Origin of the sequence: Curtobacterium sp. MCSS17_007 (assembly GCF_003234175.2) — a bacterium.
Lineage (GTDB): Bacteria > Actinomycetota > Actinomycetes > Actinomycetales > Microbacteriaceae > Curtobacterium.
In genome coordinates, this window is sequence record NZ_CP126257.1 from 1,788,319 (window position 1) to 1,813,300 (window position 24,982).

The 24,982-nt window shown below is 71.2% G+C and carries 22 protein-coding genes; 3 read left to right on the plus strand and 19 right to left on the minus strand.

Annotation, left to right across the window (positions count from 1 at the left end; genetic code table 11):
• Nucleotides 1–7: 7 nt before the first annotated feature.
• The 4 genes from alaS to DEJ22_RS08435 form a co-directional block, all read right to left on the minus strand.
• Nucleotides 8–2,665 (minus strand): alanine--tRNA ligase, encoded by a 2,658-nt coding sequence (gene alaS, locus DEJ22_RS08420; protein ID WP_111226145.1) that lies wholly within the window; start codon nt 2,663–2,665, stop codon nt 8–10.
• Between the two features lie 72 nt (nt 2,666–2,737).
• Nucleotides 2,738–2,920, minus strand: coding sequence for a hypothetical protein (locus DEJ22_RS08425; protein WP_111226146.1), 183 nt, complete (start codon nt 2,918–2,920; stop codon nt 2,738–2,740).
• Between the two features lie 130 nt (nt 2,921–3,050).
• Complete coding sequence (gene rpsD, locus DEJ22_RS08430; RefSeq protein WP_058726527.1) at nt 3,051–3,680, minus strand: 30S ribosomal protein S4; 630 nt, start codon at nt 3,678–3,680, stop codon at nt 3,051–3,053.
• A gap of 253 nt (nt 3,681–3,933) precedes the next feature.
• A complete protein-coding gene (locus tag DEJ22_RS08435; protein ID WP_111226147.1) occupies nt 3,934–5,316 on the minus strand; it encodes a replication-associated recombination protein A in 1,383 nt (460 codons plus the stop codon).
• 129 nt (nt 5,317–5,445) lie between these two features.
• On the opposite strand from DEJ22_RS08435, the gene DEJ22_RS08440 reads away from it, so the two are divergent.
• Together DEJ22_RS08440 and DEJ22_RS08445 are read left to right on the plus strand one after the other, a co-directional pair.
• Nucleotides 5,446–6,264 carry a peptidylprolyl isomerase gene (locus tag DEJ22_RS08440; RefSeq protein WP_111226148.1) on the plus strand — a complete coding sequence of 273 codons (819 nt, stop codon included), beginning with the start codon at nt 5,446–5,448 and terminating at the stop codon, nt 6,262–6,264.
• 135 nt (nt 6,265–6,399) lie between these two features.
• Complete coding sequence (locus DEJ22_RS08445; protein ID WP_181430670.1) at nt 6,400–7,632, plus strand: DUF349 domain-containing protein; 1,233 nt, start codon at nt 6,400–6,402, stop codon at nt 7,630–7,632.
• Between the two features lie 99 nt (nt 7,633–7,731).
• On the opposite strand, the gene DEJ22_RS08450 is transcribed toward DEJ22_RS08445, so the two are convergent.
• The 5 genes from DEJ22_RS08450 to DEJ22_RS08470 all read right to left on the minus strand — a co-directional run bounded on the left by DEJ22_RS08450 (nt 7,732) and on the right by DEJ22_RS08470 (nt 11,103).
• Nucleotides 7,732–8,697, minus strand: a complete 966-nt coding sequence (locus DEJ22_RS08450; protein ID WP_111226149.1) for a bifunctional riboflavin kinase/FAD synthetase — start codon at nt 8,695–8,697, stop codon at nt 7,732–7,734.
• A gap of 10 nt (nt 8,698–8,707) precedes the next feature.
• Complete coding sequence (locus DEJ22_RS08455; protein WP_111226150.1) at nt 8,708–9,148, minus strand: hypothetical protein; 441 nt, start codon at nt 9,146–9,148, stop codon at nt 8,708–8,710.
• Between the two features lie 129 nt (nt 9,149–9,277).
• The gene (locus tag DEJ22_RS08460; protein ID WP_111226151.1) at nt 9,278–9,643 is read right to left on the minus strand and encodes a hypothetical protein; all 366 of its coding nucleotides are present in this window, start codon (nt 9,641–9,643) and stop codon (nt 9,278–9,280) included.
• Entirely contained in the window at nt 9,640–10,620 is a 981-nt protein-coding gene (gene truB / locus DEJ22_RS08465; RefSeq protein WP_111226152.1) for a tRNA pseudouridine(55) synthase TruB, read from the minus strand. Before truB ends, DEJ22_RS08460 begins: the two co-directional genes overlap by 4 nt.
• Before the next feature lie 36 nt (nt 10,621–10,656).
• Nucleotides 10,657–11,103 (minus strand): hypothetical protein, encoded by a 447-nt coding sequence (locus tag DEJ22_RS08470; RefSeq protein WP_111226153.1) that lies wholly within the window; start codon nt 11,101–11,103, stop codon nt 10,657–10,659.
• Between the two features lie 80 nt (nt 11,104–11,183).
• Between DEJ22_RS08470 and DEJ22_RS08475 the strand changes: the two genes are divergently transcribed.
• A complete protein-coding gene (locus DEJ22_RS08475) occupies nt 11,184–12,080 on the plus strand; it encodes an iron-sulfur binding domain-containing protein (protein ID WP_111226154.1) in 897 nt (298 codons plus the stop codon).
• 55 nt (nt 12,081–12,135) lie between these two features.
• On the opposite strand, the gene rbfA is transcribed toward DEJ22_RS08475, so the two are convergent.
• From rbfA to dxr, 10 genes are all read right to left on the minus strand, one after another.
• Nucleotides 12,136–12,597 carry a 30S ribosome-binding factor RbfA gene (gene rbfA / locus DEJ22_RS08480; protein WP_111226155.1) on the minus strand — a complete coding sequence of 154 codons (462 nt, stop codon included), beginning with the start codon at nt 12,595–12,597 and terminating at the stop codon, nt 12,136–12,138.
• Between the two features lie 88 nt (nt 12,598–12,685).
• Entirely contained in the window at nt 12,686–15,502 is a 2,817-nt protein-coding gene (gene infB / locus DEJ22_RS08485) for a translation initiation factor IF-2 (RefSeq protein WP_111226156.1), read from the minus strand.
• 75 nt (nt 15,503–15,577) lie between these two features.
• On the minus strand, nt 15,578–15,895 hold the full coding sequence (locus DEJ22_RS08490) for a YlxR family protein (protein WP_111226157.1): 318 nt from the start codon (nt 15,893–15,895) through the stop codon (nt 15,578–15,580).
• 156 nt (nt 15,896–16,051) lie between these two features.
• Complete coding sequence (nusA, locus tag DEJ22_RS08495) at nt 16,052–17,047, minus strand: transcription termination factor NusA (RefSeq protein ID WP_111226158.1); 996 nt, start codon at nt 17,045–17,047, stop codon at nt 16,052–16,054.
• Between the two features lie 145 nt (nt 17,048–17,192).
• Nucleotides 17,193–18,947: a proline--tRNA ligase gene (locus tag DEJ22_RS08500; protein ID WP_111226159.1), complete on the minus strand. Its 1,755-nt coding sequence runs from the start codon at nt 18,945–18,947 to the stop codon at nt 17,193–17,195.
• Nucleotides 18,948–19,056: 109 nt separating this feature from the next.
• Entirely contained in the window at nt 19,057–20,190 is a 1,134-nt protein-coding gene (ispG, locus tag DEJ22_RS08505) for a flavodoxin-dependent (E)-4-hydroxy-3-methylbut-2-enyl-diphosphate synthase (RefSeq protein ID WP_111226433.1), read from the minus strand.
• 50 nt (nt 20,191–20,240) lie between these two features.
• A complete protein-coding gene (locus DEJ22_RS08510; protein ID WP_111226160.1) occupies nt 20,241–20,816 on the minus strand; it encodes a cysteine hydrolase family protein in 576 nt (191 codons plus the stop codon).
• A complete protein-coding gene (locus tag DEJ22_RS08515; protein ID WP_111226161.1) occupies nt 20,813–22,309 on the minus strand; it encodes a purine-cytosine permease family protein in 1,497 nt (498 codons plus the stop codon). Before DEJ22_RS08515 ends, DEJ22_RS08510 begins: the two co-directional genes overlap by 4 nt.
• Before the next feature lie 48 nt (nt 22,310–22,357).
• The gene (locus DEJ22_RS08520) at nt 22,358–23,692 is read right to left on the minus strand and encodes a M50 family metallopeptidase (protein ID WP_258379533.1); all 1,335 of its coding nucleotides are present in this window, start codon (nt 23,690–23,692) and stop codon (nt 22,358–22,360) included.
• Nucleotides 23,693–23,897: 205 nt separating this feature from the next.
• On the minus strand, nt 23,898–24,980 hold the full coding sequence (gene dxr, locus DEJ22_RS08525; protein WP_111226162.1) for a 1-deoxy-D-xylulose-5-phosphate reductoisomerase: 1,083 nt from the start codon (nt 24,978–24,980) through the stop codon (nt 23,898–23,900).
• Between the last annotated feature and the right edge of the window lie 2 nt (nt 24,981–24,982).

A 24,982-nucleotide genomic window follows, 5' to 3' on the forward strand; every position in this document is an offset into this window, starting at 1 on the left:
GCCACGCTCAGCCCGCCAGGCGCGCCGTCACGGCACGCAGCGCCGCCGGGAGCGCGCCCGCGTCCGTGCCACCGCCCTGGGCCAGGTCGGGCTTGCCGCCACCACCGCCGCCGAGGACGCCGGCGGCCTCCTTCGCGAGCGGACCTGCCGCGACGCCAGCGGCACGGGCCGCGTCGTTCGTCGCCACGATGACGACCGGCTTGCCGCCGACCACCGCGCCGAGGACGACCACGGCTGCTCCGTCACCGAGCTGCCCTCGGACGCCGGTCGCGAGCGAGCGGAGGTCGTCACCGGACTGCAGGCCGTCGACGGTCTCGGCGACCACCGTGGTCGTCCCGACGGTCGTCGCCTGGCGTGCGATCGCGGGCACGCGCTGCTGCAGGTTCGCCGACTCGAACTCCGCGATCCGCTTCTGGGCGGCGCGCAGGTCCTCCATCAGGCCCTGGACACGCGTCGGCAGGTCCTCGCGGGGCGCCTTGAGTGCACTCGACAGCTGCGACACGATGGTCCGCTCGACCGCGAGGTCACGGAAGCCCTCCAGCCCGACGAGCGCCTCGACGCGACGGTTGGTCGACCCGACGCTGGACTCCCCCACGAGGTTGACGAGCCCGACCTGCGCGCTCGAGGCGACGTGGGTGCCACCGCAGAGCTCGCGCGACCACGGGCCACCGATGTCGACCATGCGGACCTCGGCACCGTACTTCTCCCCGAAGAGGGCCTGGGCACCGAGGGCCTTCGCCTCGTCGAGCGGCAGCACCCGGGTCTGCACCGCGAGGTCGGACCGGATCGCGGCGTTGACGACCTCCTCGATCTCCGAGCGCGTCTCACCCGAGACGGGCTGGGACCAGGAGAAGTCGAGCCGCATGTAGCCGGACTTGTTGTACGAGCCGGCCTGGAGCGCCTCCGGTCCGAGCACGTCGCGGAGTGCCGCGTTCACGAGGTGCGTGGCGGAGTGCGCCTGCGTCGCCCCGCGGCGGTACTCGGCGTCGACCACCGTCGTCGCGGCGTCCCCGACCCCGACCTCGCCGGAGCGGACCTGCACCTTGTGGCTCCAGAGCCCGGCGACCGGACGCTGCACGTCGAGGACCTCGAGGTCGAACCCGTTGCCGACGATCGAGCCCTGGTCGGCGTCCTGACCGCCGGACTCCGCGTAGAGCGAGGTCTCCCCGAGGATGACCTCGGCGATGTCGCCGGCGACCGCACGGTCGACGCTCACGCCGTCGACGATGATGCCGAGCACGGCGGATTCGGCCTCGAGCGCGTCGTAGCCGAGGAAGACGGTCTCGCCGGCGGCACGGAAGGCGCTGTACACGCTGAGGTCGGCGAGAGCGGTCTTCTTGCTCTTCGCGTCGGCCTTCGCCCGGGCACGCTGCTCGGACATCAGGGTCTCGAAGGCACTTCGGTCCACCCGGACCCCGGCCTCCTCGGCCATCTCCATGGTGAGGTCGATCGGGAACCCGAAGGTGTCGTGCAGCAGGAACGCCGTGTCCCCACCGATCGACGGGGCACCGTCCTGCTTGGCGCGCTCGACCGCGACGTCGAGGATGGTGGTGCCCTGCGCCAGGGTGCGGAGGAACGTCTCCTCCTCGGCGTAGACGATCCGTGCGATGCGGTCGTACTGCTCGGCGACCTCGGGGTACGCCCCCTGCATCGCGTCGCGCGACGCGGGGAAGAGCTCGGGGAAGGTCGCCCCCTCGACACCGAGCAGACGCATGGCGCGCACGGTCCGGCGGAGCAGGCGGCGCAGGATGTAGCCGCGGCCCTCGTTGGACGGCGTGACCCCGTCGGCGACGAGCATGAGCGAGGAGCGGACGTGGTCCGCGATGACGCGCATGCGGACGTCGTCCTCGTGCACGGCACCGTACTCACGACCGGAGATCGCGGCGGCACGGTCGAGCACCGGACGCACCTGGTCGATCTCGTACATGTTGTCGACGCCCTGCTTGATGAACGCGACGCGCTCGAGCCCCATGCCGGTGTCGATGTTCTTGTTCGGCAGCTCGCCCGTGATCGCGAAGTCGTACTTCGATCGCACGTCCGCGATCTGGTACTGCATGAAGACCAGGTTCCAGATCTCGACGTAGCGGTCGTCGTCGGTCGCCGGACCGCCGTCGATGCCGTACGCCGGACCGCGGTCGAAGAAGATCTCGGAGCACGGGCCGGCGGGGCCCGGCTGGCCCGTCGACCAGTAGTTGGTGTCCTTGCCGAGGCGCTGGATCCGCTCGTCGGGGAGCGACGAGTGCTCCTTCCAGAAGACGATCGCCTCGTCGTCCTCCTCGTACACCGTGACCCACAGGTCGTCCGGCGAGAACCCGAGGCCGCCGTCCGCCTCCGGCGTGGTCAGGAGCTCCCAGGCGTACTGGATCGCCTGCTCCTTGAAGTAGTCACCGAACGAGAAGTTGCCGTTCATCTGGAAGAACGTGCCGTGCCGAGGGGTCTTGCCGACCTCCTCGATGTCGTTGGTGCGGATGCACTTCTGGACGCTCGTCGCACGCGGGTACGGCGCAGGGACCAGACCGGTGAGGTAGGGGATGAACGGGACCATGCCGGCGACCGTGAAGAGCAGCGACGGATCGTCCGAGACGAGCGACGCGGACGGGACGACGGTGTGTCCGCGGTCGCCGAAGAACTGGAGCCAACGGCGGCGGATCTCTGCGGTCTGCATGGTGCTTCCTGATTCAGGTCGGCGGGAGGGTACGTGGAGCGGGCGCGGGGACGGGTCGGTCGACGGTGGCGCTCAGGCGTCGGTGCGGAGTTCGGCCTCACGGGAGCGGTACCCGTCGGCCACGGCATCCGTGAACGCCTTCGTCCTGGCGTTCACGTCCGCGAAGAAGCGTGCGCCGCCCGGGGTGTTCGCGATCCGGTGCGCGGCCGCGAACCCGATGACGACGCCGACCACGACGAAGAACAGCTGCTTCACGGTGCCTCTCCCTCTCGCGCACGCGAGCGGTGCGTGCCCGAACGAGTGTAGTGGCGCAGCACCCCCGGGACGCCGAACGGCGGGTCGCCCTCCTGAGAGGCCGACCCGCCGTTCGGGTGTGATCCGTGGATCAGCGAGCTGCGTAGTACTCGACGACGAGCTGCACTTCACAGGTCACGGGGACCTCGGCGCGCTTCGGACGACGGACCAGGCGGGCCTGGAGCTTGTCGATCTCGACCTCGAGGTAGCCCGGGACCTTCGGGAGCACTTCCTGGTGGCCACCGGCGGCGGCGACCTGGAACGGCTCGAGCGACTCGGAGCGCTGCTTCACGTGGATGAGCTGGCCCTCCTTGACGCGGAAGGACGGACGGTCGACGAGCTTGCCGTCGACGAGGATGTGACGGTGCACGATCAGCTGACGGGCCTGCGCGGTGGTGCGGGCGAAGCCGGCACGGAGCACGAGGGCGTCGAGGCGCTGCTCGAGGAGTTCGACGAGGTTCTCACCGGTCAGGCCCTTCGTCTTGCGGGCCTCTTCGAAGACGATGCGGAGCTGCTTCTCGCGGATGCCGTACTGGGCGCGCAGACGCTGCTTCTCACGGAGACGGACGGCGTAGTCGCTGTCCGCGCGACGGCGGGTGCGGCCGTGCTCACCGGGGCCGTAGGGGCGCTTCTCGAGGTAACGGGCCGCCTTCGGCGTCAGCGGGATGCCGAGCGCACGCGAGAGGCGGGTCTTGCTGCGGGTACGTGACTTGGTAGACACAGGGTCCTTTTCTCTGTCTGAACTGAATGACTCGCCGGACACTCGATCGTCCGCGCACGCTGGGCACACGGCGGGAATCGATCCCGACGACGGGATCCAGAGGGATGAGCCTGTGGGATCGGACGGCTACAGTCCGAACCTCTGCCCCCGTCCCACCGCGGTGGGACTCTGTCCTCGACGCAGCCGCACGCGAGGACCAGGACGTAGGCCCGTCAACGATAGCAGCATTCCGCCGTGGACAGGAGCACCCTGCTCACTCGCCGCGTGTGATCTTCCGGAGTCGTTCCAGCCGCGGGCCGACCTCGCGCTCGTACCCGTTGGCGGTCGGCGCGTAGTACTCGGTGCCCTCGAGCGCGTCGGGCAGGTACTGCTGCCGGGCGACACCGTGCTCGGCGTCGTGCGAGTACACGTAGCCCTTGCCGTGCCCGAGGCGCTTCGCCCCGGGGTAGTGCGCGTCGCGGAGGTGCACCGGCACGACACCCATGCGACCGGCCTTGACGTCGGCGATCGCTGCGTTCACGCCGTTGTAGGCCGCGTTGGACTTCGGCGCTGTGGCCAGGTACACCACCGCTTCGGCCAGCGGGATCCGCCCCTCCGGCATGCCGATGAGCTGCACCGCCTGCGCGGCGGCGACCGCGATCGGCAGCGCCTGCGGGTCGGCCATGCCGATGTCCTCCGACGCCGAGATGATGATGCGCCTGGCGATGAACCGGGGGTCCTCCCCGGCCTCGATCATGCGGGCGAGGTAGTGCAGCGCCGCATCGACGTCGCTCCCCCGGACGGACTTGATGAAGGCGCTGATCACGTCGTAGTGCTCGTCGCCCTGACGGTCGTACCGGAGCAGGGCACGGTCGACCGCTGCCGCGACCGTGTCCGCGTCGACCAGCGGCACCGTCTCGACGCCGTCGAGGGAGACGTCCTCGTCCTCGTCGTCGTCGGTCTGCGCCGCGATCGCCGAGGACGCCGCCGCCTCGAGCGCCGTGAGCGCGCGTCGCGCGTCGCCGGAGGACAGCCGGACGATGGCCGACCGGGCGTCGTCACCGAGCACCACGGACCCGCCGAGACCGCGGGGGTCCTCGACCGCGCGGTCGACGAGCATGCCGAGGTCCTCGTCGGTGAGCGGCTTGAGCGTCAACAGCAACGACCGAGAGAGGAGCGGCGAGATGACCGAGAACGAGGGGTTCTCGGTCGTCGCCGCGATGAGGATGACCCAGCCGTTCTCGACGCCGGGCAGCAGGGCGTCCTGCTGGGCCTTGCTGAAGCGGTGGATCTCGTCGAGGAACAGCACGGTGGTCGACCCGTAGAGGTCGCGGTGCGTGAGGGCCTTCTCCATGACCTCGCGCACGTCCTTCACCCCCGCGGTGACGGCCGAGAGCTCCACGAACTCACGGCCGGACTGGCGCGCGATGGCCTGTGCGAGGGTCGTCTTGCCCGTGCCGGGCGGACCCCAGAGGATCACCGAGACGCCGCCGGGGTTCTCGCGCGTCCCGGTGGCGAGCTGGACGAGCGGGCTCCCCCGCCCGAGCAGGTGCTGCTGGCCGGCGACCTCGTCCAGGCTCGTCGGACGCATCCGCACGGCGAGCGGGACGGAGCCCTGGGCCAACCCGGCGCGACCGCCGGTGGTGGGCGCGCGCATGCCCGATCGATCCGCTGCCATGGTCCAATCGTAGGCCGACCCACCGACGCGCTCCGCGCCTCCCGGCCGGGCGCGGCACTCGTTCCGCTACGCTCGTCGGCACAGTCGACGAGAGGTCCGATCAGCACCGTGGCACCGAAGAACCAGGCGCGTGACAACCGCGAGGCGCGCGAGCGACTCCGCCTGTACCAGGCCCGACAGGGCCTGCACGAGCGGCAGCGACGCCGTCGGGTGCGGGACGACGTGGTCGGGGTGGGTGTGCTCGTGCTCGTCGCGGCACTCGCGACCGGATCGCAGCTGGCCTTCGCCGGTTCCCGCGGCGCCGACCACGCGCGCGCGACCGCGACCGCAACCGCCTCGGCGAGTCCGACCCCGAGCGCCAGTGCGACCGCCGGGAACACCGGCGAGGTGCCCAGCAAGGACATCGCGGACGGGAGGACCTGGACCGGGACGTTGACGCTCAACGACGACGTCGAGCTCGGCATCGAGCTGGACGGAGAGCGGGCACCCCAGGCCGCGAGCGTCGAGATCGACCTCATCCGCAAGCAGTTCTACCAGGGCACCACCTGCCACCGACTCGCCGACAGCAGCGACTTCCGGTTCCTGCAGTGCGGGTCCGCCAACGGCGACGGAACCGGCGACGCCGGCTTCGAGTACGGCCCGCTCGAGAACGTGCCGAGCGACGGGGAGTACGCGGCGGGCACGCTGGCGATCGCCCGCGGGGCGTCACCGTACTCGCAGAGCACGCAGTTCTTCATCGTCTACGGCGACACCACCCTCGACGGCTCGTCCGGCGGGTACACGGTGGTCGGCAAGGTCACCAGCGGCCTCGACGACCTCGAGTCGGAGATCACCTCGAAGGGCATCACCTCGCCCGGGGCGGACGGCACCGGGGAGCCGAAGGTGGCGACGACGATCACCGGCGCGACGATCCGCGAGGGCGACTGAGCGGTCCGTCGTCGGATGCTCGTCCACAGCCAGCACGTCACGCTGGTCGCAGGGGACCTTCCGTGCAATAGGCTGACGACCTGACCGTGCCGACGGGGACGTCGGCGATGCACGACCACGATCGAGGCGAGACCTGTGGGACCTGACGAAGCAACGACCTGGGGCCGGGTCGACGAGAACGGGACGGTGTACGTCCGGTACGAGGACACCGAGAAGGCGGTCGGTGAGTACCCGGACGCCACCCCGGACGAGGCCCTCGCGTACTTCGCGCGCAAGTACGCCGACCTCGAGGGGCAGGTGAAGATCGCGGAGCAGCGCGCACAGCGTGGTGCCTCGGCGAACGACGTCGCCCGGACCGTCGAACACCTGCGCTCGCAGGTGTCGGAGGCCCGCGTGGTCGGTGACCTCAAGGCGCTCGAGAACCGCGTCGCGGCGCTGTCCGAGCAGGTCGGTTCGCTCACCAGGGAGCAGCAGGCGCAGGCGCAGCAGGCCCTCACCGAGGCGCTCGCGTACCGCACGGCGCTGGTCGAGGAAGCCGAGTCCCTCGCCGCGGTCGATCCCGCTCGCGCGCAGTGGAAGCAGGTCACCGCCCAGCTCGACGACGTCTTCGCCCGGTGGCAGCAGCACCAGCACGACGGTCCCCGACTGCCGAAGAACGAGGCGAACGAGCTGTGGAAGCGCTTCCGCGCCGCGCGCTCGACCGTCGACCAGCACCGGCGCGCCTTCTACTCGGAGCTCGACGCGCAGCACCGAGACGCCCGCAACCGCAAGCAGGAGCTCGTGCAGCAGGCCGAGGCCCTCGCGTCGCGCGGCTCCGACGGCATCCCGGCCTACCGGGAGCTGCTCGACGACTGGAAGCGTGCCGGACGGGCCGGCAAGCGCCACGACGACGCACTGTGGGCGCGCTTCAAGGCAGCCGGCGACGTCCTGTTCGAGCACCGTCACGCCGAGGCGGCAGCGGAGAACGAGGAGTTCTCCGCCAACCTCGTCGCGAAGCAGGCGCTGCTGACCGAGGCGGAGCCGCTGCTCCAGCAGCGGGACCGCATCGCCGCACGTCGCACCCTGACGGACATCCAGCGCCGCTGGGACGAGATCGGCAAGGTCCCGCGCGGTGACGTCCGCCGGATCGAGGACCGGCTCCGTGCGGTCGAGGACCACGTGCGCAGCCTCGAGGACGAGCACTGGAAGGCGTCCGACCCGGAGCGCAAGGCCCGGCAGAACGGTCTCGCGAGCCAGCTCGAGGACGCGATCGGCAAGCTGCAGTCGGAGCTCGAGGCGGCGCAGGCATCGGGCGACGCCCGGAAGATCAAGGCAGCGCAGGAAGCCCTCGACGCCCGCAAGATCTGGCTGGACGCGCTCGGCGGCTGACGCCCGGAGCACCGCACGACGAGAACCCCCGCGACCATCGGTCGCGGGGGTTCTCGTCTGTGGGGACCGTCAGCCGGGACCGCCCGCCCGTGGACCGGTCTACTGGACCGGCGCGGGGAGCCCGAGCAGCAGGCGGATGTCGAGGTCGTCCTGTCGCATCTGGGTGGCGAGTTCGTCCATCGACGAGAAGGCGACCATGCCCCGCACGTACGAGACGAAGAGCACCGAGATCGTGTCACCGTAGAGGTCGATGTCGACGTCGAGCAGGTGCGCCTCGATCTGCTTGGCAGGCACGCCTTCGAACGTCGGGTTGTTGCCCACCGAGACGGCTGCCGGGTACACGGTGCCCTCGTGCAGGACGCGTGCGGCGTAGACGCCGTCCGCGGGGACGAAGCCCTCGCACGCCGGGTCGAGGTTCGCCGTCGGGTAACCCATGGCCCTGCCGCGCTGGTTGCCGTGCACGACGGTGCTGCGCACGGCGTGCTCGCGGCCGAGCAGTCGGGCGGCCTCGGCGACGCGTCCGACACCGAGCAGCTCCCGGATCCACGTCGAGGACACCCGGCGCTCGTCGGACGGGCGGACGTCGTCGCGGAGGTCGACGTCGTCGATGAGCTCGACCTGGAAGCCGTACCGCTCCCCCAGGCGTCGCAGCAGCGCGACGTCACCGGCACCGCGCGCCCCGAAGCGGAAGTCGCTGCCCACGAACACGAGCTCGGCGTGCAGGGTGCCGACGAGGACCTCGGACACGAAGGCCTCGGGCGCCTGGGACTGCAGGTCCTGGTCGAACCGCAGGAGGAGCATCGCGTCGACGCCGATCTCCTCGAGGAGTTCCCGTCGCTGCGCGGTGCTCGTCAGCGCCGGCGGGACGCGCTCCGGGTCGATCACGCTGAGCGGGTGCCGGTCGAAGGTCACGACGGTCGACACCAGGCCACGTTCACGCGCGGCACGTTCGAGGTGTGCGATGACCGCCCGGTGCCCGACGTGCACGCCGTCGAACTTGCCGATCGTCACTGCGCTCGGACCGAAGCCCTGCGCCACGTCCGCGAGGTCGTCGTAGTACTGCACGGCCGACCCCCTACTCGCCTGCCGTCGCGGTCGCCGGTGCGGGCTCGGCCACGGCGGCACGGTGGTGCTTGCGGAGCCACCAGAGTCCGGCGATCGGCAGCACGAGCGGTGCGAAGAGGTACCCGAGACCGTAGTAGGACCACACGGTGTCGTCGGGGAAGAGCTGGCGGTCGACCAGGGACAGGGTGCCGACGACCAGCACGCCCGCCATCTCGAAGCCGATCGTGACGCACGCGACCCGGTACCAGGCGCGGCCAGGTGCGATGAGGGCGATCATCGCGACGATGTAGACGACCGCCGCGACGGCGCTGAGCGTGTAGGCGAACGGCGCGAAGGAGAACTTCTCGATGATCTGGACGACGCTGCGCCCGGTCGCCGCGAGGGCGAGGATGCCGTACACGGCGATGAGGACTCGGCCGACGCCGGTCGCGAGGGAGGATCTGGTCGCCATTGCACCGAGTCTACCGACGGGCGACGACCCGGGCGACGCACACGGGGACGTCGCGCCGCGCGTCGTCCGGCCCCGGCCGTCGGGTCGGGCCCGGTCGGACCGAGGCGCCCACGCGGACGCACGGACGCGTCAGTTCAGGGCGAACCAGATCTGGTACATCCGGTACACCATCACCGCGACGGTGAAGGCACCGGCGCCGAGGACGACGGTGCTCCACTTCGTCCGGTCGATGAGCGCCCAGAGGATCGCTGCCGGTGGCACGAGCAGCACGGACACTGCGTACACACCGAACTCGAGCACGTTCCCCTGCGGCGGGCTGCCGACCGCGGGGAGCACGAGCGAGATCACGCCCTGCACCAGGAGCAGCAGCTCGATGAGCGCGAGCGACCCGACGGTGTAGTCGTTCGGCTTCCACCCGATGAACCCGACCACGACGGCGAACAGCCCCGCGACCACGGCCACCGCGAGCTGCACCCACATGAACCACTCGATCACGCGTCCGCTCCGTCCGTGGTCCTGCCCGCGCCGGTCGCTGCCGGTGCCGGTGCCGGTGCCGGGAAGTTCGTGATCGCACGGAGCCGCCCGCGTCGCACCGAGACCAGCCCCACGAGCCGGTCGTCCTCGGTGGCGATCGCAGCGACCGGACCGTCCGAGTCGGGGTGCTCGACAGCGACCCGCTTGCCGTCCGACAGGTCCTTCGCGGCGGCGGGGTCGAGGGAGACCACGTCGAACAGGCGCCGCGCCACGTCTGCCGGACGGACGAGTGCGGCGCCGACGTCCACGCCGTCGTCCTCGAGGTCGATCGCGGACCCGACGTCGAAGGGCCCGACGGCGGTCCTGCGGAGCGCGGTGAGGTGGGCACCCGTGCCGAGCGCGGCACCGACGTCACGGGCGAGCGCGCGGACGTAGGTGCCGGACGAGCAGTCGACGACGACGTCGACGTCGACCACGGCGACGTCCTGCCCGTCGACCCGCACGGTCCGGTCGTTCCGCCCGGTGACGTCGAACCGCGCGACGGTGACGGTGCGCGAGCGCAGGACGACCTCCTCACCCTTGCGCGCGAGGTCGTAGGCGCGGCGGCCGTCGACCTTGATGGCGCTGACGGTCGAGGGGACCTGGGCGATGACCCCGCGCTGCGCGGCGACCGCCCGTTCCACGGCACCCTCGGAGACGTCGATGCCGTCGACACCGTGCGTCGACGTGGGCGTGCCGTCGGCGTCGTCGGAGTCGGTGCCGACCCCCAAGCGGATCGTCGCCGTGTAGGTCTTGCCGAGTCCGACGAGGTGCGTCAGCAGCCGCGTCGAGGGCCCCGCGCCGAGCAGCAGGAGACCGGTCGCCATCGGGTCGAGTGTGCCGGCGTGGCCGATCTTCTTGAGTCCGAGCCGACGACGGGCGATCGACACCACCCTGTGACTGGAGATGCCCTGCGGCTTGTCGACGAGGAGGATGCCGTCAGGCGCGGTTGCGAGCACCGGACGAGGGTACCAGCGCCGCCGGCGGACAGCGGGTCAGCAGGCGTCGTTCCACTCGCGGCGCGGGTGCTCCGGATCGGTGACGTCGAGGATCGCGGACGCCGCGATCTTGACGTCGGCACGGCGCTCCAACCGCCCCTGCTCCTGCTCGACCCAGAGCGACCAGCGCCAGAGGCCGCGGGCGCCCTGTGCGAGCAGCCCGTGCCCGTGCACCACGAGGACCCCCTCACCCGCACCGGTCGTGCGGAAGGGCGTGACGATGTCCGAACGCAGCACGTCGACGTCCGACGACGGGGCCGCCGCCGCCATCGCGGAGACGCCGTGCTGCTGGAAGCCCGTGACCAGGCCCGCGGCGACGCGCTCGAGGTCTGCGCCGTCCTGCCCGTCGATGCCGACGACGGTGCGGTTCGTGCCGACCTGGGCGATCACCTCCTGCGCGATCGCAGCCATCGTGTCGGTCTCCTGCGGTGCCCAGCGTGCCATGGCTCCCACCGTAGGCTGTCGTGGTGAACGCGCGTCGAGCCTCCGGGCAGGTTGTGGACGATCCGTCGGCTGCAGTCGCTGTGGAGGGACCCGATCGCGACGGGACGGACATCGCGACGCCGCTCGTCGCCTGGTTCCGCACCGAGGCGCGCGACCTGCCGTGGCGCCGACCGGGGTTCCCGGCGTGGGGCACGCTCGTCAGCGAGATCATGCTCCAGCAGACACAGGTGGCGCGCGTCGTCCCCCGACTGGAGGCGTGGCTCACCCGGTGGCCGACCCCCGCGGACCTCGCGGCGTCGCCTCCGGGCGAGGCGGTTCGCGCGTGGGACCGGCTGGGGTACCCGAGACGCGCACTCGCGCTGCACGCAGCGGCGACCGCCATCGCCGAACGGCACGGCAACGTCGTGCCGAGGGACGTGGACGCGCTCCTCGCGCTGCCCGGCATCGGCGACTACACCGCACGGGCGGTGGCGGTCTTCGCGTACGGAGACCGACACCCCGTCGTCGACGTGAACGTCCGTCGGGTGCTCGCCCGGGCCGTGCTCGGCCACGGCGAGCCGGGACCCGCGAGGGCGAAGCACGACCTGCCGCTCATGGAGTCGGTGCTCCCGGAGGACCGCGACGACGCGGCCGCGACGAACGCCGCGGTCATGGAGCTCGGCGCGCTCGTGTGCGTCGCCCGCTCCCCCGCGTGCGACGTGTGTCCGATCGCCGACCGGTGCGCGTGGCGTGCTGCCGGCTACCCCGACCACGACGGGCCGCGCGCGCCGAAGCAGGCGCGGTTCGCCGGGAGCGACCGGCAGGTGCGCGGCCTGGTGATGGCGGAGCTGCGTGCGAGCGACGTCCCGGTGACGCGCGACGAGATCGACCTGGTCTGGCCCGACGCCGAACAGCGCGCTCGGGCCCTCGCGTCCCTGCTCCGCGACGGGCTCGTCGTCGGCGACGACGCGACGGGCTACCGGCTCCCCGACGCCTGACGACCGACGGCCGCCGGACACGTGGTGTCCGGCGGCCGTCAGGGCGCGACAGCGGTCAGGCGCGGGGCTCGCGCTCCACGTCGTCGTCATCGCCCTCGTCGTCGTCGTGCTTGTACGGGTCGGCGTCACCGGCGTACTGCGCGCCGGCCGACGCGGCACGCACCTGCGCGTCACGCTGCTGCGCCTGGACGAGCAGGTCCTCCATGTGCGCCGACGTCTCCGGCAGCGCGTCCGCGATGAACTCGAGCGACGGGGTGAGCCGGGCGGTGATGTTCTTGCCGACCTCGCTGCGGAGCATGCCGGTGGCCGCCTTGAGGGCGGCGGCCGAGTCGGCGCGCTCCTGCTCCGAACCGTAGACGGTGTAGAAGACCGACGCGTGCTGCAGGTCGCCGGTCACACGGACGTCGGTGATGGTGACGAAACCGAGCCGCGGGTCGCGCAGCCCCTTGTCGAGCCGCCGTGCGACGACTTCCTTGATGCGGTCCGCCATCTTGCGAGCGCGCTGCGGATCGGCCATGGGTGCCTCCTGGGGCAGGGGATCTTCTGGTGGAACGGGACGGACCCCGCCCCTCCCGGAGGAGGAGCGGGGTCCAGGATAACCAGCGTCAGTCGCGCGGCTTCTCGACGAGCTCGGTGGTCTCGATCTCGTCGCCGATCTGGATGTCGTTGTACTTGCCCAGACCGATACCGGCCTCGAAGTCCGTGCGGACCTCGGTGACGTCGTCCTTGAAGCGACGCAGCGACTCGATGGCCAGGCCGTCGGCGAGCACCACACCTTCACGGATGACGCGCGCCTTGGCGTTGCGCGTGATCGTGCCGGAGCGGACGATGACACCCGCGATGTTGCCGAACTTCGAGGAACGGAACACCTCGCGGATCTCGGCGACACCCGACTGGACCTCTTCGTACTCGGGCTTGAGCATGCCCTTGAGGGACTGCTCGATGTCCTCGAGTGCGTTGTAGATGACCGAGTAGAAGCGCACGTCGATGCCTTCGCGGGCGGCACGCTCGCGGGCCTTGACGTCCGGACGGACGTTGAAGCCGACGACGATCGCGTTGTCGATCGTGGCCAGGTCGATGTCCGACTCCGTGATCGCACCCACACCGCGGTGCAGGATGCGGAGCTGGACGCTGTCGTCGACCTCGATGTCCAGGAGCGACTGCTCGAGTGCCTCGACGGCACCGGAGACGTCACCCTTGATGATGAGGTTGAGCGAGTCGACCTTGCCCTCTTCGAGCGCACGGGTGAAGTCCTCGAGCGAGATGCGCTTGCGGGCCTTGGCCAGCTGGGCGTTGCGCTCGGCGGCCTCACGCTTCTCGGCGATCTGGCGGGCCGTGCGGTCCTCTTCCGTGACCAGGAAGGTGTCACCGGCGCGCGGCACCGACGACAGACCCTGCACCTGGACCGGACGGCTCGGCGTCGCGGCCTTGACCGCCACACCGTTCTCGTCCGTCATGGCGCGGACGCGGCCGTAGGCCGTGCCCGCCACGATGGCGTCACCGACGTGCAGCGTGCCGGACTGGATGAGCACCGTCGCCACGGAACCGCGACCCTTGTCGAGTCGGGCCTCGATCGCGACACCGCGGGCGTCCTTGTCGGGGTTCGCACGCAGGTCGAGACCGGCGTCCGCCGTGAGCAGCACCGCGTCGAGCAGGTCCTGGATGCCGACGTTGTTGCGCGCCGACACGTCGACGAACATGACGTCGCCGCCGTACTCCTCGGCCACCAGGTTGTACTCGGTGAGCTGCTGCCGGACCTTCGCCGGGTTCGCGCCCTCCTTGTCGATCTTGTTCACCGCGACCACGATCGGCACACCGGCCGACTGCGCGTGGTTCAGTGCCTCGATTGTCTGGGGCATGATGCCGTCGTCCGCCGCGACCACCAGGATCGCGATGTCCGTCACCTGCGCACCGCGGGCACGCATGGCCGTGAAGGCCTCGTGACCCGGGGTGTCGATGAACGTGATCGGACGCTCGATGCCCTCGTGCTCGGTGACGATCTGGTACGCACCGATGTGCTGCGTGATGCCACCGGCCTCGCCCTCGACCACCTTCGAGTTGCGGATGGCGTCGAGGAGGCGGGTCTTGCCGTGGTCGACGTGACCCATGACGGTGACGACCGGGGGACGCTGCTGCAGGACGGAGTCGTCTTCGTCGGCGTACTCGGCGTCGATGTCGATGTCGAAGCCCTCGAGGAGCTCGCGGTCCTCGTCCTCCGGCGAGACGATCTGGATCTTGTAGCCGAGCTCCTCGCCGAGGACCTCGAACGTGGCCTCGTCCAGCGACTCGGTCGCCGTGGCCATCTCACCGAGGTGGAACAGCACGGTCACCAGGTTGCCGGGGCTCGCGTCGATCTTGTCCGCGAAGTCCGAGATGCTCGCACCACGACGCAGACGGACGACCGTGTTGCCGTCGCCACGAGGGACCTGCACACCGCCGAGCGACGGCGCCTGCCGCATCTCGTACTCGGCGCGCTTCGTCCGCTTCGACTTCCGGGCGCGGCTCTTGCCGCCACCACGACCGAAGGCACCAGCGGTACCGCCGCCGGGGCCACGACCACGGCCACCGCCACCGCCGGGACGCGGGCCGCTGAAGGCCGGACGCGGGAAGCCACCACCGGCACCACCGGCACCACCCGGACGACCGCCGGGACCGCCACGACCGCCACCCTGGCCCGGGCGCTGCCCGAAGCCGTTGGGACGGTTCGCCTGACCGGGACCACCCGGACGCGGAGCGCCCGGACGGGGCACACCGGGACGCGGCGGGGCCGGACGCGGGATGCCGTTGCCACCACCGGCACCGCCGGCGGGACGCTGACCCATGCCCTGGTTCGACGCGAACGGGTTGTTGCCCGGACGCGGCGGGCGCGAGCCCATGCCCTGGCTCGACGCGTAGGGGTTGTTACCCGGACGGGCACCCGGCTTGGGGCCGCCGGGCTTCGGGCCGGCTGCGGAGCCGGGCTTCGGCGCGCCGCCGGGCTTGACGGCGTCACCCTTCGACTCGGACGAGCCACCGGCTGCCTTCTCGGCGGCAGCGGCCTTCTGCGCAGCCTCGGCCTCGGCCTGGCGCTGCGCGACGGACTTCGGCGCGGCCGGCGTCGGGGCGTCGGCGACTGGCGCCTGCACCTCGGGCTCGGCCTTCGGTGCCGGGGCCGGACGCGCCGGACCCGGGCGGGGACCGCCGGGCTTCGGGGCACCGGACCGCGGAGCCGCGGTCTTCGCGGGAGCGCTCGGGGTCGCGGGCTTCGACGCCGTCGCGGCGCCGTCCGCCTGCAGCGCAGCACGGAGCTTGCGCGCGACGGGGGGTTCCACACTGGAGCTCGGGCCCTTGACGAACTCGCCGAGTTCCTTGAGCTTCTCCATTGCGGTCTTGCTGTCGACACCGAGTTCGGATGCGATCTCGTGTACGCGTGGTTTTGCCACTGTTCTCCTTCACGGGTCCCACCCCGCGAAGGGGGCAGGACTCACTGGATGACGGGTCTCATTTCGAGCCGCTCATCAGTTGTCCATAAGCCGTTCAGCCTGTTCTGTCGTGTCCCGGTGACGCGCCTGCTCTTCGGCGTCGAGCGCCTCGAGGTAGTCACGTACCGCTGACGTGTCGGGTTCACGGTCGAGCCGGAGCGCGCGGCGGTAGGCCCTGCGCTTGACGGCCTGATCATGTGCTTCGACGGTCGGGGTGAGCCAGGCTCCCCGCCCCGGCATGACTGCCTTCGGGTCCGCCACGACGCGACCGTCACTCAGGGCGACGACACGGAGGAGGGAGGACCGGGGAGCACGACGACGACTGCCGATGCATGTTCTGACGGGAACCACCATACTCCTTGCCTCCGACCACCGCGATCCGGCGCGCCCGGACCGGTCACGCCACCAGCGGAACGGTGTCGGGCGACGGTCGCCGCCCGGCACTGCTCGTGTCCTACTCGTCGCCGTCCAGGACCGAGCCCCCGACCGGCGCTGCCTGGATGTCGATCATCACTCGTCGCCGTCCAGGATCGAATCCGGCTGGATGTCGATGCGCGCACCGGTCAGCTTCGCGGCGAGGCGGGCATTCTGCCCCTCCTTGCCGATCGCGAGGGACAGCTGGTAGTCCGGCACGAGGGCACGGACGGCCTTCGTCGACGCGTCGAGCACGAACGCACTCGTCACCTTCGCCGGCGACAGCGCGCTCGCGACGAAGGACGCCAGGTCGGACGAGTAGTCGACGATGTCGATCTTCTCGGCCCCGAGCTCCGTCGTCACCGCGCGGACACGGGCACCGAGCTCGCCGATGCAGGCGCCCTTCGCGTTGACGCCCGGCTCGTTCGCCTTCACCGCGAGCTTGGTGCGGTGTCCGGCCTCGCGAGCGATCGAGGTGATCTCGACGACGCCCGAGGCGATCTCCGGCACCTCGAGGGCGAACAGCTTCCGGACCAGGCCCGGGTGTGTGCGGGACACGGTGATCTGCGGGCCCTTCGCGCCGCGGCCGACGCTCGTGACGTAGACGCGGATGCGGTTGCCGTGCTTGTACTCCTCGCCCGGCACCTGCTCCTCGGGCGGCAGGATCGCCTCGACCGTGCCGAGGTCCACGTGCACCATCTTCGGGTTCGGGCCCTGCTGGATGACGCCGGCGACGATGTCGCCCTCCTTGCCCCGGAACTGGCCGAGGATCTTGTCGTCGCCGATGTCGCGCAGGCGCTGGTTGATGACCTGCTTCGCGGCGAAGGCGGCGATGCGGCCGAAGTCGCTCGGCTGGTCGACGGCCTCGCCGACGACGGTGCCCTCGTCGTCGCGCTCCGGGACGTACACCGACACCTCGCCGGACTTCCGGTCGAGCTCGACGCGCGCCTGGGCGTCGACGGGCTCGTCGTTCTCCACGCGGTGCTTCTGGTACGCCGTCAGGATGGCCTGTTCGATGATGCGGACGAGTTCGTCGAACGGGATCTCCCGCTCGCGCTCCATGAGTCGCAGGACTGCGAGGTCGATCTTCACCGAGGTGCCTCCGTATTCAGCTGAGTCGCTCCCGCGGATGGATCTGCGCGGAAGTCGGCGTCAAGCGTACCCCAGAACCGCGAGACGCAACGGGAGGCGCGGTGCCAGCTGGCACCGCGCCTCCCGTTGCGTCGTGGAGCTGCGATCAGATCGCGCGGATCGCCTCGAGCAGGTCGGCGACCGGCACGTCGCGCCGCTCGCCCGAGCGGCGGTCCCACAGCTCGACGACGCCGTCGGCGGCGTTCCGGCCGGCGACGACGACCACCGGCACGCCGAGCAGCTCGGCGTCCCGCAGCTTGACGCCCGGCGACACCTTCGGACGATCGTCGTAGACGACGTCGTAGCGCTCGCCCTCGAGGGTGTCGATGAGCGACGACGCGAGGTCGTAGGCGACCTGGTCCTTGCCCGTGGCGACGACGTGGACGTCGAACGGGGCGACCTCCTTCGGCCAGGCGAGGCCCTTCTCGTCGTTGTGCGCCTCGGCGAGGATCGCCATGATGCGCGTCACGCCGATGCCGTACGAGCCCATCGTGACCGTGGCGAGCTTGCCGTTCTCGTCCTGCACCTTGAGGTCGAGCGCCTCGGCGTACTTGCGGCCGAGCTGGAACACGTGGCCGATCTCCATGCCACGGGCGGTCTCGAGCGGGCCGGACCCGTCGGGTGCCGGGTCCCCGGCGCGGACGTCGGACACCTCGGCGACGCCGTCGGCGGTGAAGTCGCGGCCCATGACCAGACCGGAGACGTGGACGCCGCGCTCGTTCGCGCCGGTGATCCAGCTCGTGCCCTCGACCACGCGCGGGTCGACGAAGTAGCGGATGCCGGACGCGCTCTCGGCACCGAGGACCTGCGGCCCGATGTACCCCTTCACGAAGACGCCCGGGTGCTTCCGGAAGTCGTCGTCACCCGCGGCCTCGACCTCGGCCGGCGCGAAGGCGACCTCGGCGCGCTTCAGGTCGACCTCGCGGTCGCCGGGCAGCCCGACGACCACGACCTCGCGGGTGCCGTCGAGGTGGGTGAGCGCCAGCACGACGTTCTTCAGCGTGTCCGCGGCGGTCCAGGGAGCTCCGTCACGCGGAGCGACCTCGTTGGCGTGCGCGACGAGCGTGTCGATCGTCGGGGTGTCGGCGGCGGGCAGGAGCACGGGCTCGGGCTGGCCCGCGATCGGCAGGGCGTCGGGCACCGGCGTGACGTACGCCTCGACGTTGGCCGCGTAGCCGCCCGCGCTGCGGACGAAGGTGTCCTCCCCGACACCGATCGGGTGCAGGAACTCCTCGGACTTCGAGCCGCCCATCGCACCGGCGTCGGCCTTGACGATGACGTACTCCAGGCCCAGGCGCGCGAAGATCGCCTCGTACGCGTCGCGCATCACCTGGTAGCTGCGCTCGAGCCCCTCGTCGGTGAGGTCGAACGAGTACGCGTCCTTCATCGTGAACTCGCGGCCGCGCAGCAGACCGGCGCGCGGTCGGGCCTCGTCGCGGTACTTGTCCTGGATCTGGAACAGCGTGACGGGGAGGTCCTTGTACGAGCCGTACAGGTCCTTCACGAGGAGGGCGAACATCTCCTCGTGCGTCGGTGCGAGCAGGTAGTCGGAACCCTTGCGGTCCTGCAGCCGGAACATGCCGTCGCCGTACTCGGTCCAGCGGTTGGTCGCCTCGTAGGGCTCGCGGGGCAGGAGCGCGGGCAGCAGGACCTCCTGCGCGCCGGCTGCGACCATCTCCTCGCGGATGATGTCCTCGATCTTGTGCCGCACCCGCAGGCCGAGCGGCAGCCACGCGAAGATGCCCGGGGACTGGCGACGGACGTACCCGGCGCGGACGAGCAGCTTGTGGCTCGTGACCTCGGCGTCGGAGGGGTCGTCGCGGAGCGTGCGGAGGAAGAGATGGGAGAGCCGTGTGACCACGGACGCAAGCCTACCGGCGCGTTCGGGTCGCCTGACCACGGACGGGAGGCGCGGCGCACGCCGGCACCGCGCCTCCCGTCCGCCTGCTGGTGTCGCCGGACGCGACGGCTCAGGTGGTGGTGATCACCTGCGGGGTGCCGGTGGCCGCCTCGGGACCCATCTCGTCGGCGATGCGGTTCGCCTCCTCGATGAGCGTCTGCACGATCTCGCGCTCCGGCACGGTCTTGATGACCTGGCCCTTCACGAAGATCTGCCCCTTGCCGTTGCCGGAGGCGACGCCGAGGTCGGCCTCGCGGGCCTCGCCCGGGCCGTTCACGACGCAACCCATGACGGCGACGCGCAGGGGGACGGTCATGCCCTCGAGCCCCTTCGTGACGTCGTTGGCCAGCTGGTAGACGTCGACCTGCGCGCGACCGCAGCTCGGGCACGAGACGATCTCGAGCTTGCGCTCGCGCAGGTTGAGCGACTGCAGGATCTGCAGGCCGACCTTCACCTCCTGCGCGGGCGGTGCCGAGAGGGAGACGCGGATGGTGTCACCGATCCCCTCGGCGAGCAGGATGCCGAACGCGGTCGCGCTCTTGATGGTGCCCTGGAACTCCGGCCCGGCCTCGGTGACACCGAGGTGCAGGGGCCAGTCCCCCGCCGCGGCGAGCTGCCGGTAGGCCTTGACCATGACGATCGGGTCGTTGTGCTTGACCGAGATCTTGAAGTCGTGGAAGTCGTGCTCCTCGAACAGCGACGCCTCCCAGACGGCCGACTCGACGAGCGCCTCGGGCGTGGCCTTGCCGTACTTCTGCAGCAGGCTCGGCTCGAGCGACCCCGCGTTGACGCCGATGCGGAGCGAGACGCCGGCGTCCTTCGCGGCCTTGGCGATCGCACCGACCTGGTCGTCGAACTTCCGGATGTTGCCCGGGTTCACGCGGACGGCGGCGCACCCGGCGTCGATGGCCTGGAAGACGTACTTCGGCTGGAAGTGGATGTCGGCGATGACCGGGATCTGCGACTTCTTCGCGATGATCGGCAGCGCGTCCGCGTCGTCCTGGCTCGGCACGGCAACGCGGACGATGTCACAGCCGGACGCCGTCAGCTCGGCGATCTGCTGCAGTGTCGCGTTGATGTTCGTCGTCGGCGTCGTCGTCATCGACTGCACGGAGACCGGTGCGTCGCCGCCCACGAGGACCTTCCCCACCCGGATCTGGCGCGACTTCCGACGCGGGCTCAGGGTTTCGGGGACTTTCGGCAGACCGAGGTTCACTGCTGGCACGGGGGTGACTCTACGCGCTCCGGGTGACGTCACACCTGGCCGGCGACCAGGTCCGACCCGCGGTCCACCACCGTGATGAGCGGGGCGTAGAGCCGCATGAGCGCGAGCGCCCGCTCGTGGTCCTCGTCACTCGCCCCGGCGCAGGCGTCCGCGACGACCGTGACGGTCACCCCGGCGTCCGCCGCAGCGAGGGCGGTCGTGATGACGCAGCAGTCGGTGGAGACCCCGGTGAGCACCAGGTGCGGGTGGTCCCCGACGACGGCCCGGAGGCTCGTCCCCCACTTGCCGAAGGTCGGCTCGGTGACGACGGGGGCGCCGTGGTCCGCCGCGGTGGCCGCGAAGGGAGCCGTCAGGTCGTACAGGGGATCACCGTCCGGGACCAGGGCGAAGGGCCACTCGCGGTAGTAGGGCACCCAGGCGCCCTGCGGGCGCTCCGGCGCGACGAAGCGTGTGAACACGGTCCGTCCGGCGAACCGCGGCAGCAGCCGTTCCGTCCCGGCCGCGGCGTCGTCGTAGCGGGGCGTCGCCCACGGGCTGTCGCCGGTGAAGACCTCCTGCAGGTCGATCGCCACGAGCCAGGCGTCGGCCGGTACCGTGACGCTCACGCGGTCGGCTCCCGACGGGCGTCGACGGCAGGCTCGGCGACGGACACCGGGAGGCGCTCCTGCCGCCGGACCGCTCCACGCGCCGTGAGGAGCGTGCCCGCGAACCCGACGACCAGGGCGACGAGGACACCGAGGTTCGCGTACGCCCACGCGCCCTCGCGACCGCCGAGACCGAACGGGCCGAGCAGGTACCCCTGCCAGTTGAGCCAGGACGGCACACCGTACGTGTTCGTGACGAGACCCCAGCCGAGCGCCGTGCCGAGCGCGACGAGCCCGATCGCCGGCCACCGCACGTCGCCGTAGCGTCCACGGACGTCGTCGAGCTCGGCGTCGGCGTACGCACGGCGACGCAGCAGGACGTCGGCCACGAAGACCCCTGCCCACGCGGCGATCGGCACGCCCAGGGTGACGAGGAACGCCTGGAAGGGCGAGATGAAGTCCTTCGCGAAGAAGACCACGTACACGGCGCCTGCCACCATGAAGACGCCGTCCACCCCCGCTGCCACCGGGCGCGGGATGCGGACGCCGGCGCTCAGCAGCGCGAGTCCGGACGAGTAGATGTCCAGCACCGCACCGCCGACGAGCCCGAGGATCGCGACGAGGGCGAAGGGGACGAGGAACCAGACCGGCAGGATCGTCGTGAGCGCGCCGATCGGGTCGGCGCTGATCGCGCCGTCCAGGTCCTCCGACGATCCGGCGAGCAGGACGCCGACGACGACGAGGACCGCGGGGGCGAGGGCGCCGCCGAAGGTCGTCCACCACACCACACCGCCCGTCGAGGACGTCCGCGGCAGGTACCGCGAGTAGTCCGCCGCCGCGTTCACCCAGCCGAGCCCGAAACCGGTCATCACGAGCACCAGCGCGCCGATGACGTTCTGCGCGCTGCCCGTGGGGAGGGCACCGAGCGTACCGAGGTCGATCGACGGCACCGCGAGGACGACGTAGACGACGGTGAGCACCGCGGTGACGACCGTGATGACGGTCTGCAGCCGCATGATGACGTCGAAGCCGGCGATGCCCGCGCCGACGACGAGCGCGGCGACCACGACCAGGGCGACGAGCTTCGTCACGACGCCGTCGTCCCAGCCGAGCTCGCGGAACACCGTCGACGTGGCGAGCACGGCGAGGGAGGCCAACGCGGTCTCCCACCCGACCGTGAGCACCCAGCTGAGGAACGACGGCAGGCGGTTGCCGCGGACTCCGAAGGCCGCGCGGCTGAGCACCATCGTCGGCGCGGATCCGCGCTTGCCGGCGATCGCGACGACGCCGCAGAGCAGGAACGAGAACGCGACGCCCACGACGGAGACGATCGTTGCCTGCGCGAGCGAGATGCCGAAACCGAGCACGAACGACCCGTAGCTCAGCCCGAGCACCGAGACGTTGGCCGCGAACCACGGCCAGAACAGGCCACGCGGGCGACCCTTGCGGTCGGACTCGGCGATGACGTCGATGCCCTGGCGCTCGACGGCGCGGACCTCACCAGCGGTGCTCATGCGCCGAGCGTACTGGGCGGCGGGGCCGGTGCGCGCGAGCGGTCCGCGCTACCCGAACAGGTCCACCGGGCGCACGAGGTCGGCGTAGATGAGCAGCGCACTCATCCCCGCGAGCAGGACCACGACGACCATCGTGAGCGGCATCGACTTCGCGAGGTCGATCGCACCCGGGTCGGGCTTGCCCGCGAGCTTGTACGCGCGGCGTTTCACGGCCTCCCACAGGGCTCCGGCGATGTGCCCGCCGTCGAGCGGCAGCAGCGGGACCATGTTGAGCACGAACAGGCCGATGTTCAGCGAGGCGAGGAGCCCGAGGATCGTGTAGGCCTTGTCGACGACCGGCACACCGCTCATCGAGGAGACCTCGCCGATGGCGCGCCCGACGCCGACGACCGACACCGGGCTGTCCTGCGACCGCTCCTGGGCGCCGAACGCGGCGTTCCACACGGCGACCAGGCGCTGCGGCAGGTCGATGATGAGGTGCGCGGACGCGGCGATCTGTGCACCGGTCGCAGGCAGCACGGCGGCGGGCGACTGCCGCACGAGCGACTGCCCGATGCTCACGCCGACGACGCCGACGCGCTGGGTCTTCGTGGTGCCGTCCGCGTTCTTCGCCACGGTGCCCCGGTCCGTGACCACGTCGCGCGTCGCGAGCTGCGGCGTGACCTCGAGCGTCCTCCGCTGGCCGTCGCGCTCGACGACGACGGTCACCGTCTCGCCCGCCGACCGCTGGAAGACCCGGGAGACCTCGGCGATGCTGGGGTCCTGCGTGCCGTTCACCGCGAGCACGACGTCGCCGTCGCGGATGCCCGCCTCCTTCGCGGGGGACGCTCCGTCGCCGGGAGCGCAGGCGGTCGACTGGCTGGTCGGAAGGACGCAGTCGACGCTCGACGTGAAGGTGGTCGTCGGAGCGCCGAAGCCGCAGAGCAGCACACCGAACAGCACGATGCCGATCACCAGGTTCATCGCGGGTCCGGCGATCATGACGATGATGCGCTTCCACGGGGTCAGGCGGTAGAACGCCCGAGCGTCGTCGCCGCCGGCGTCCGCGATCTGTTCCGCGCTCGCCTGGCGGGCGTCCTGCACGAACGCGCCGTACATGCCGGTGTTCGTGATCCCGCGCTGACGACCCGAGGCGCGGGGCTTGAGCATGCCGACCATCGAGATGTAGCCGCCGAGCAGGATCGGTCGGATGCCGTACTCGGTCTCGCCCCGGCGGAACGACCAGATGGCCTTGCCGAACCCGAGCGAGTACTGCGTCACCTTGACGCCGAAGAGCTTCGAGAACGACAGGTGTCCGAGTTCGTGGAGTCCGATCGAGACCAGCAGGCCGATGATGAAGACGACCACGCCGAGGACGAAGAGGAGCACGGATTCGACGGTCACCGTCAGAGGGTACGGGACCATGCCCATGACGGAGCCGAGCGCGCCCTGGGAGGTCTGCCTCCCCACCGGCACGGCCGGACCGCCGCTGGCGCGTCGCCCCGGAACCGGCGGCGTGGGCCCAGCCTCCCGGCCGGCCTGGAGGCACGGATCACCGCAGACGCGTCCGTCACCGGTCCGCGTGGCGGGCTCGCCACGCCCGGTCGCGTCAGCGGGCCAGCAGGCGGTCCGCCGTGGCGCGCGCCCAGCGCTCGGCGGCGAGCACGCCCTCGAGGGACGACTCCCCCGCGGTGTGCTGGTCGACGACGCGTCGGACGGTGTCCACGATGTCGAGGAAGCCGATCGTACCGGCGTGGAACGCGGCGACGGCCTGTTCGTTCGCCGCGTTGAAGACCGCCGGGAACGTGCCGCCGAGGACGCCCACGTGCTTCGCGAGGTCGACCGCGCCGAACGCGTCGGTGTCGAGCGGTTCGAACGTCCAGGTGCTCGCCGTCGTCCAGTCGAGCGGCACCCCGACGCCGGGGACCCGCTCCGGCCAGGCGAGGCCGAGCGCGATCGGCAGCCGCATGTCGGGCGGGGAAGCCTGGGCGATCGTCGATCCGTCGACGAACTCGACCATCGAGTGGACGATCGACTGCGCGTGCACGGTCACGTCGATGCGGTCGTAGGGCACGTCGAACAGCAGGTGCGCCTCGATGACCTCGAGCCCCTTGTTGACCAGCGTCGCGGAGTTGGTCGTGACGACGAGGCCCATGTCCCACGTCGGGTGCGCGAGCGCCTGTGCCGGCGTGACGTCCAGGAGGTCGGCGCGTCCGAGCCCGCGGAACGGACCACCGCTCGCGGTGAGGACGAGTCGACGGACCTCGGCGCCGGAGCCGGACCGCAGCGCCTGCGCGATCGCGGAGTGCTCGCTGTCGACGGGCACGATCTGCCCCGGGGCTGCGGCCCGCTGCACGAGCGGGCCGCCGACGATGAGGCTCTCCTTGTTCGCCAGGGCGAGCGTGGCACCGGACTCCAGCGCGGCGAGCGTGGGGCCGAGGCCGACCGAGCCGGTGATGCCGTTGAGCACCACGTCGGCCTCGACGCTCCGGACGAGCCGCTCCGCGTCCTCGGCCCCGAACGCCGTGTCCCGGACCCCGAACCGCGAGGCCTGCTCGGCGACCAGCTCGCGGTTCGTGTCGGCGGTCAGGCCGACGACGTCGAAGCGGTCGGGGTTCCGGGCGACGACGTCCAGCGCCTGGGTGCCGATGGACCCGGTGCTCCCGAGGACGACGATGCGGCGCCGGTCCACGG

Coding starts and splice junctions, on each gene's coding strand:
- DEJ22_RS08455 (WP_111226150.1), bottom strand. CDS start 9,148: ATGGCGACCAGATCCTCCCTCGCGACCGGCGTCGGCCGAGTCCTCATC.
- DEJ22_RS08515 (WP_111226161.1), bottom strand. CDS start 22,309: ATGAGCACCGCTGGTGAGGTCCGCGCCGTCGAGCGCCAGGGCATCGAC.
- rbfA (WP_111226155.1), bottom strand. CDS start 12,597: ATGGCCGATCCGCAGCGCGCTCGCAAGATGGCGGACCGCATCAAGGAA.
- DEJ22_RS08435 (WP_111226147.1), bottom strand. CDS start 5,316: ATGCGCGCGCCCACCACCGGCGGTCGCGCCGGGTTGGCCCAGGGCTCC.
- DEJ22_RS08470 (WP_111226153.1), bottom strand. CDS start 11,103: ATGGCACGCTGGGCACCGCAGGAGACCGACACGATGGCTGCGATCGCG.
- alaS (WP_111226145.1), bottom strand. CDS start 2,665: ATGCAGACCGCAGAGATCCGCCGCCGTTGGCTCCAGTTCTTCGGCGAC.
- DEJ22_RS08490 (WP_111226157.1), bottom strand. CDS start 15,895: ATGGTGGTTCCCGTCAGAACATGCATCGGCAGTCGTCGTCGTGCTCCC.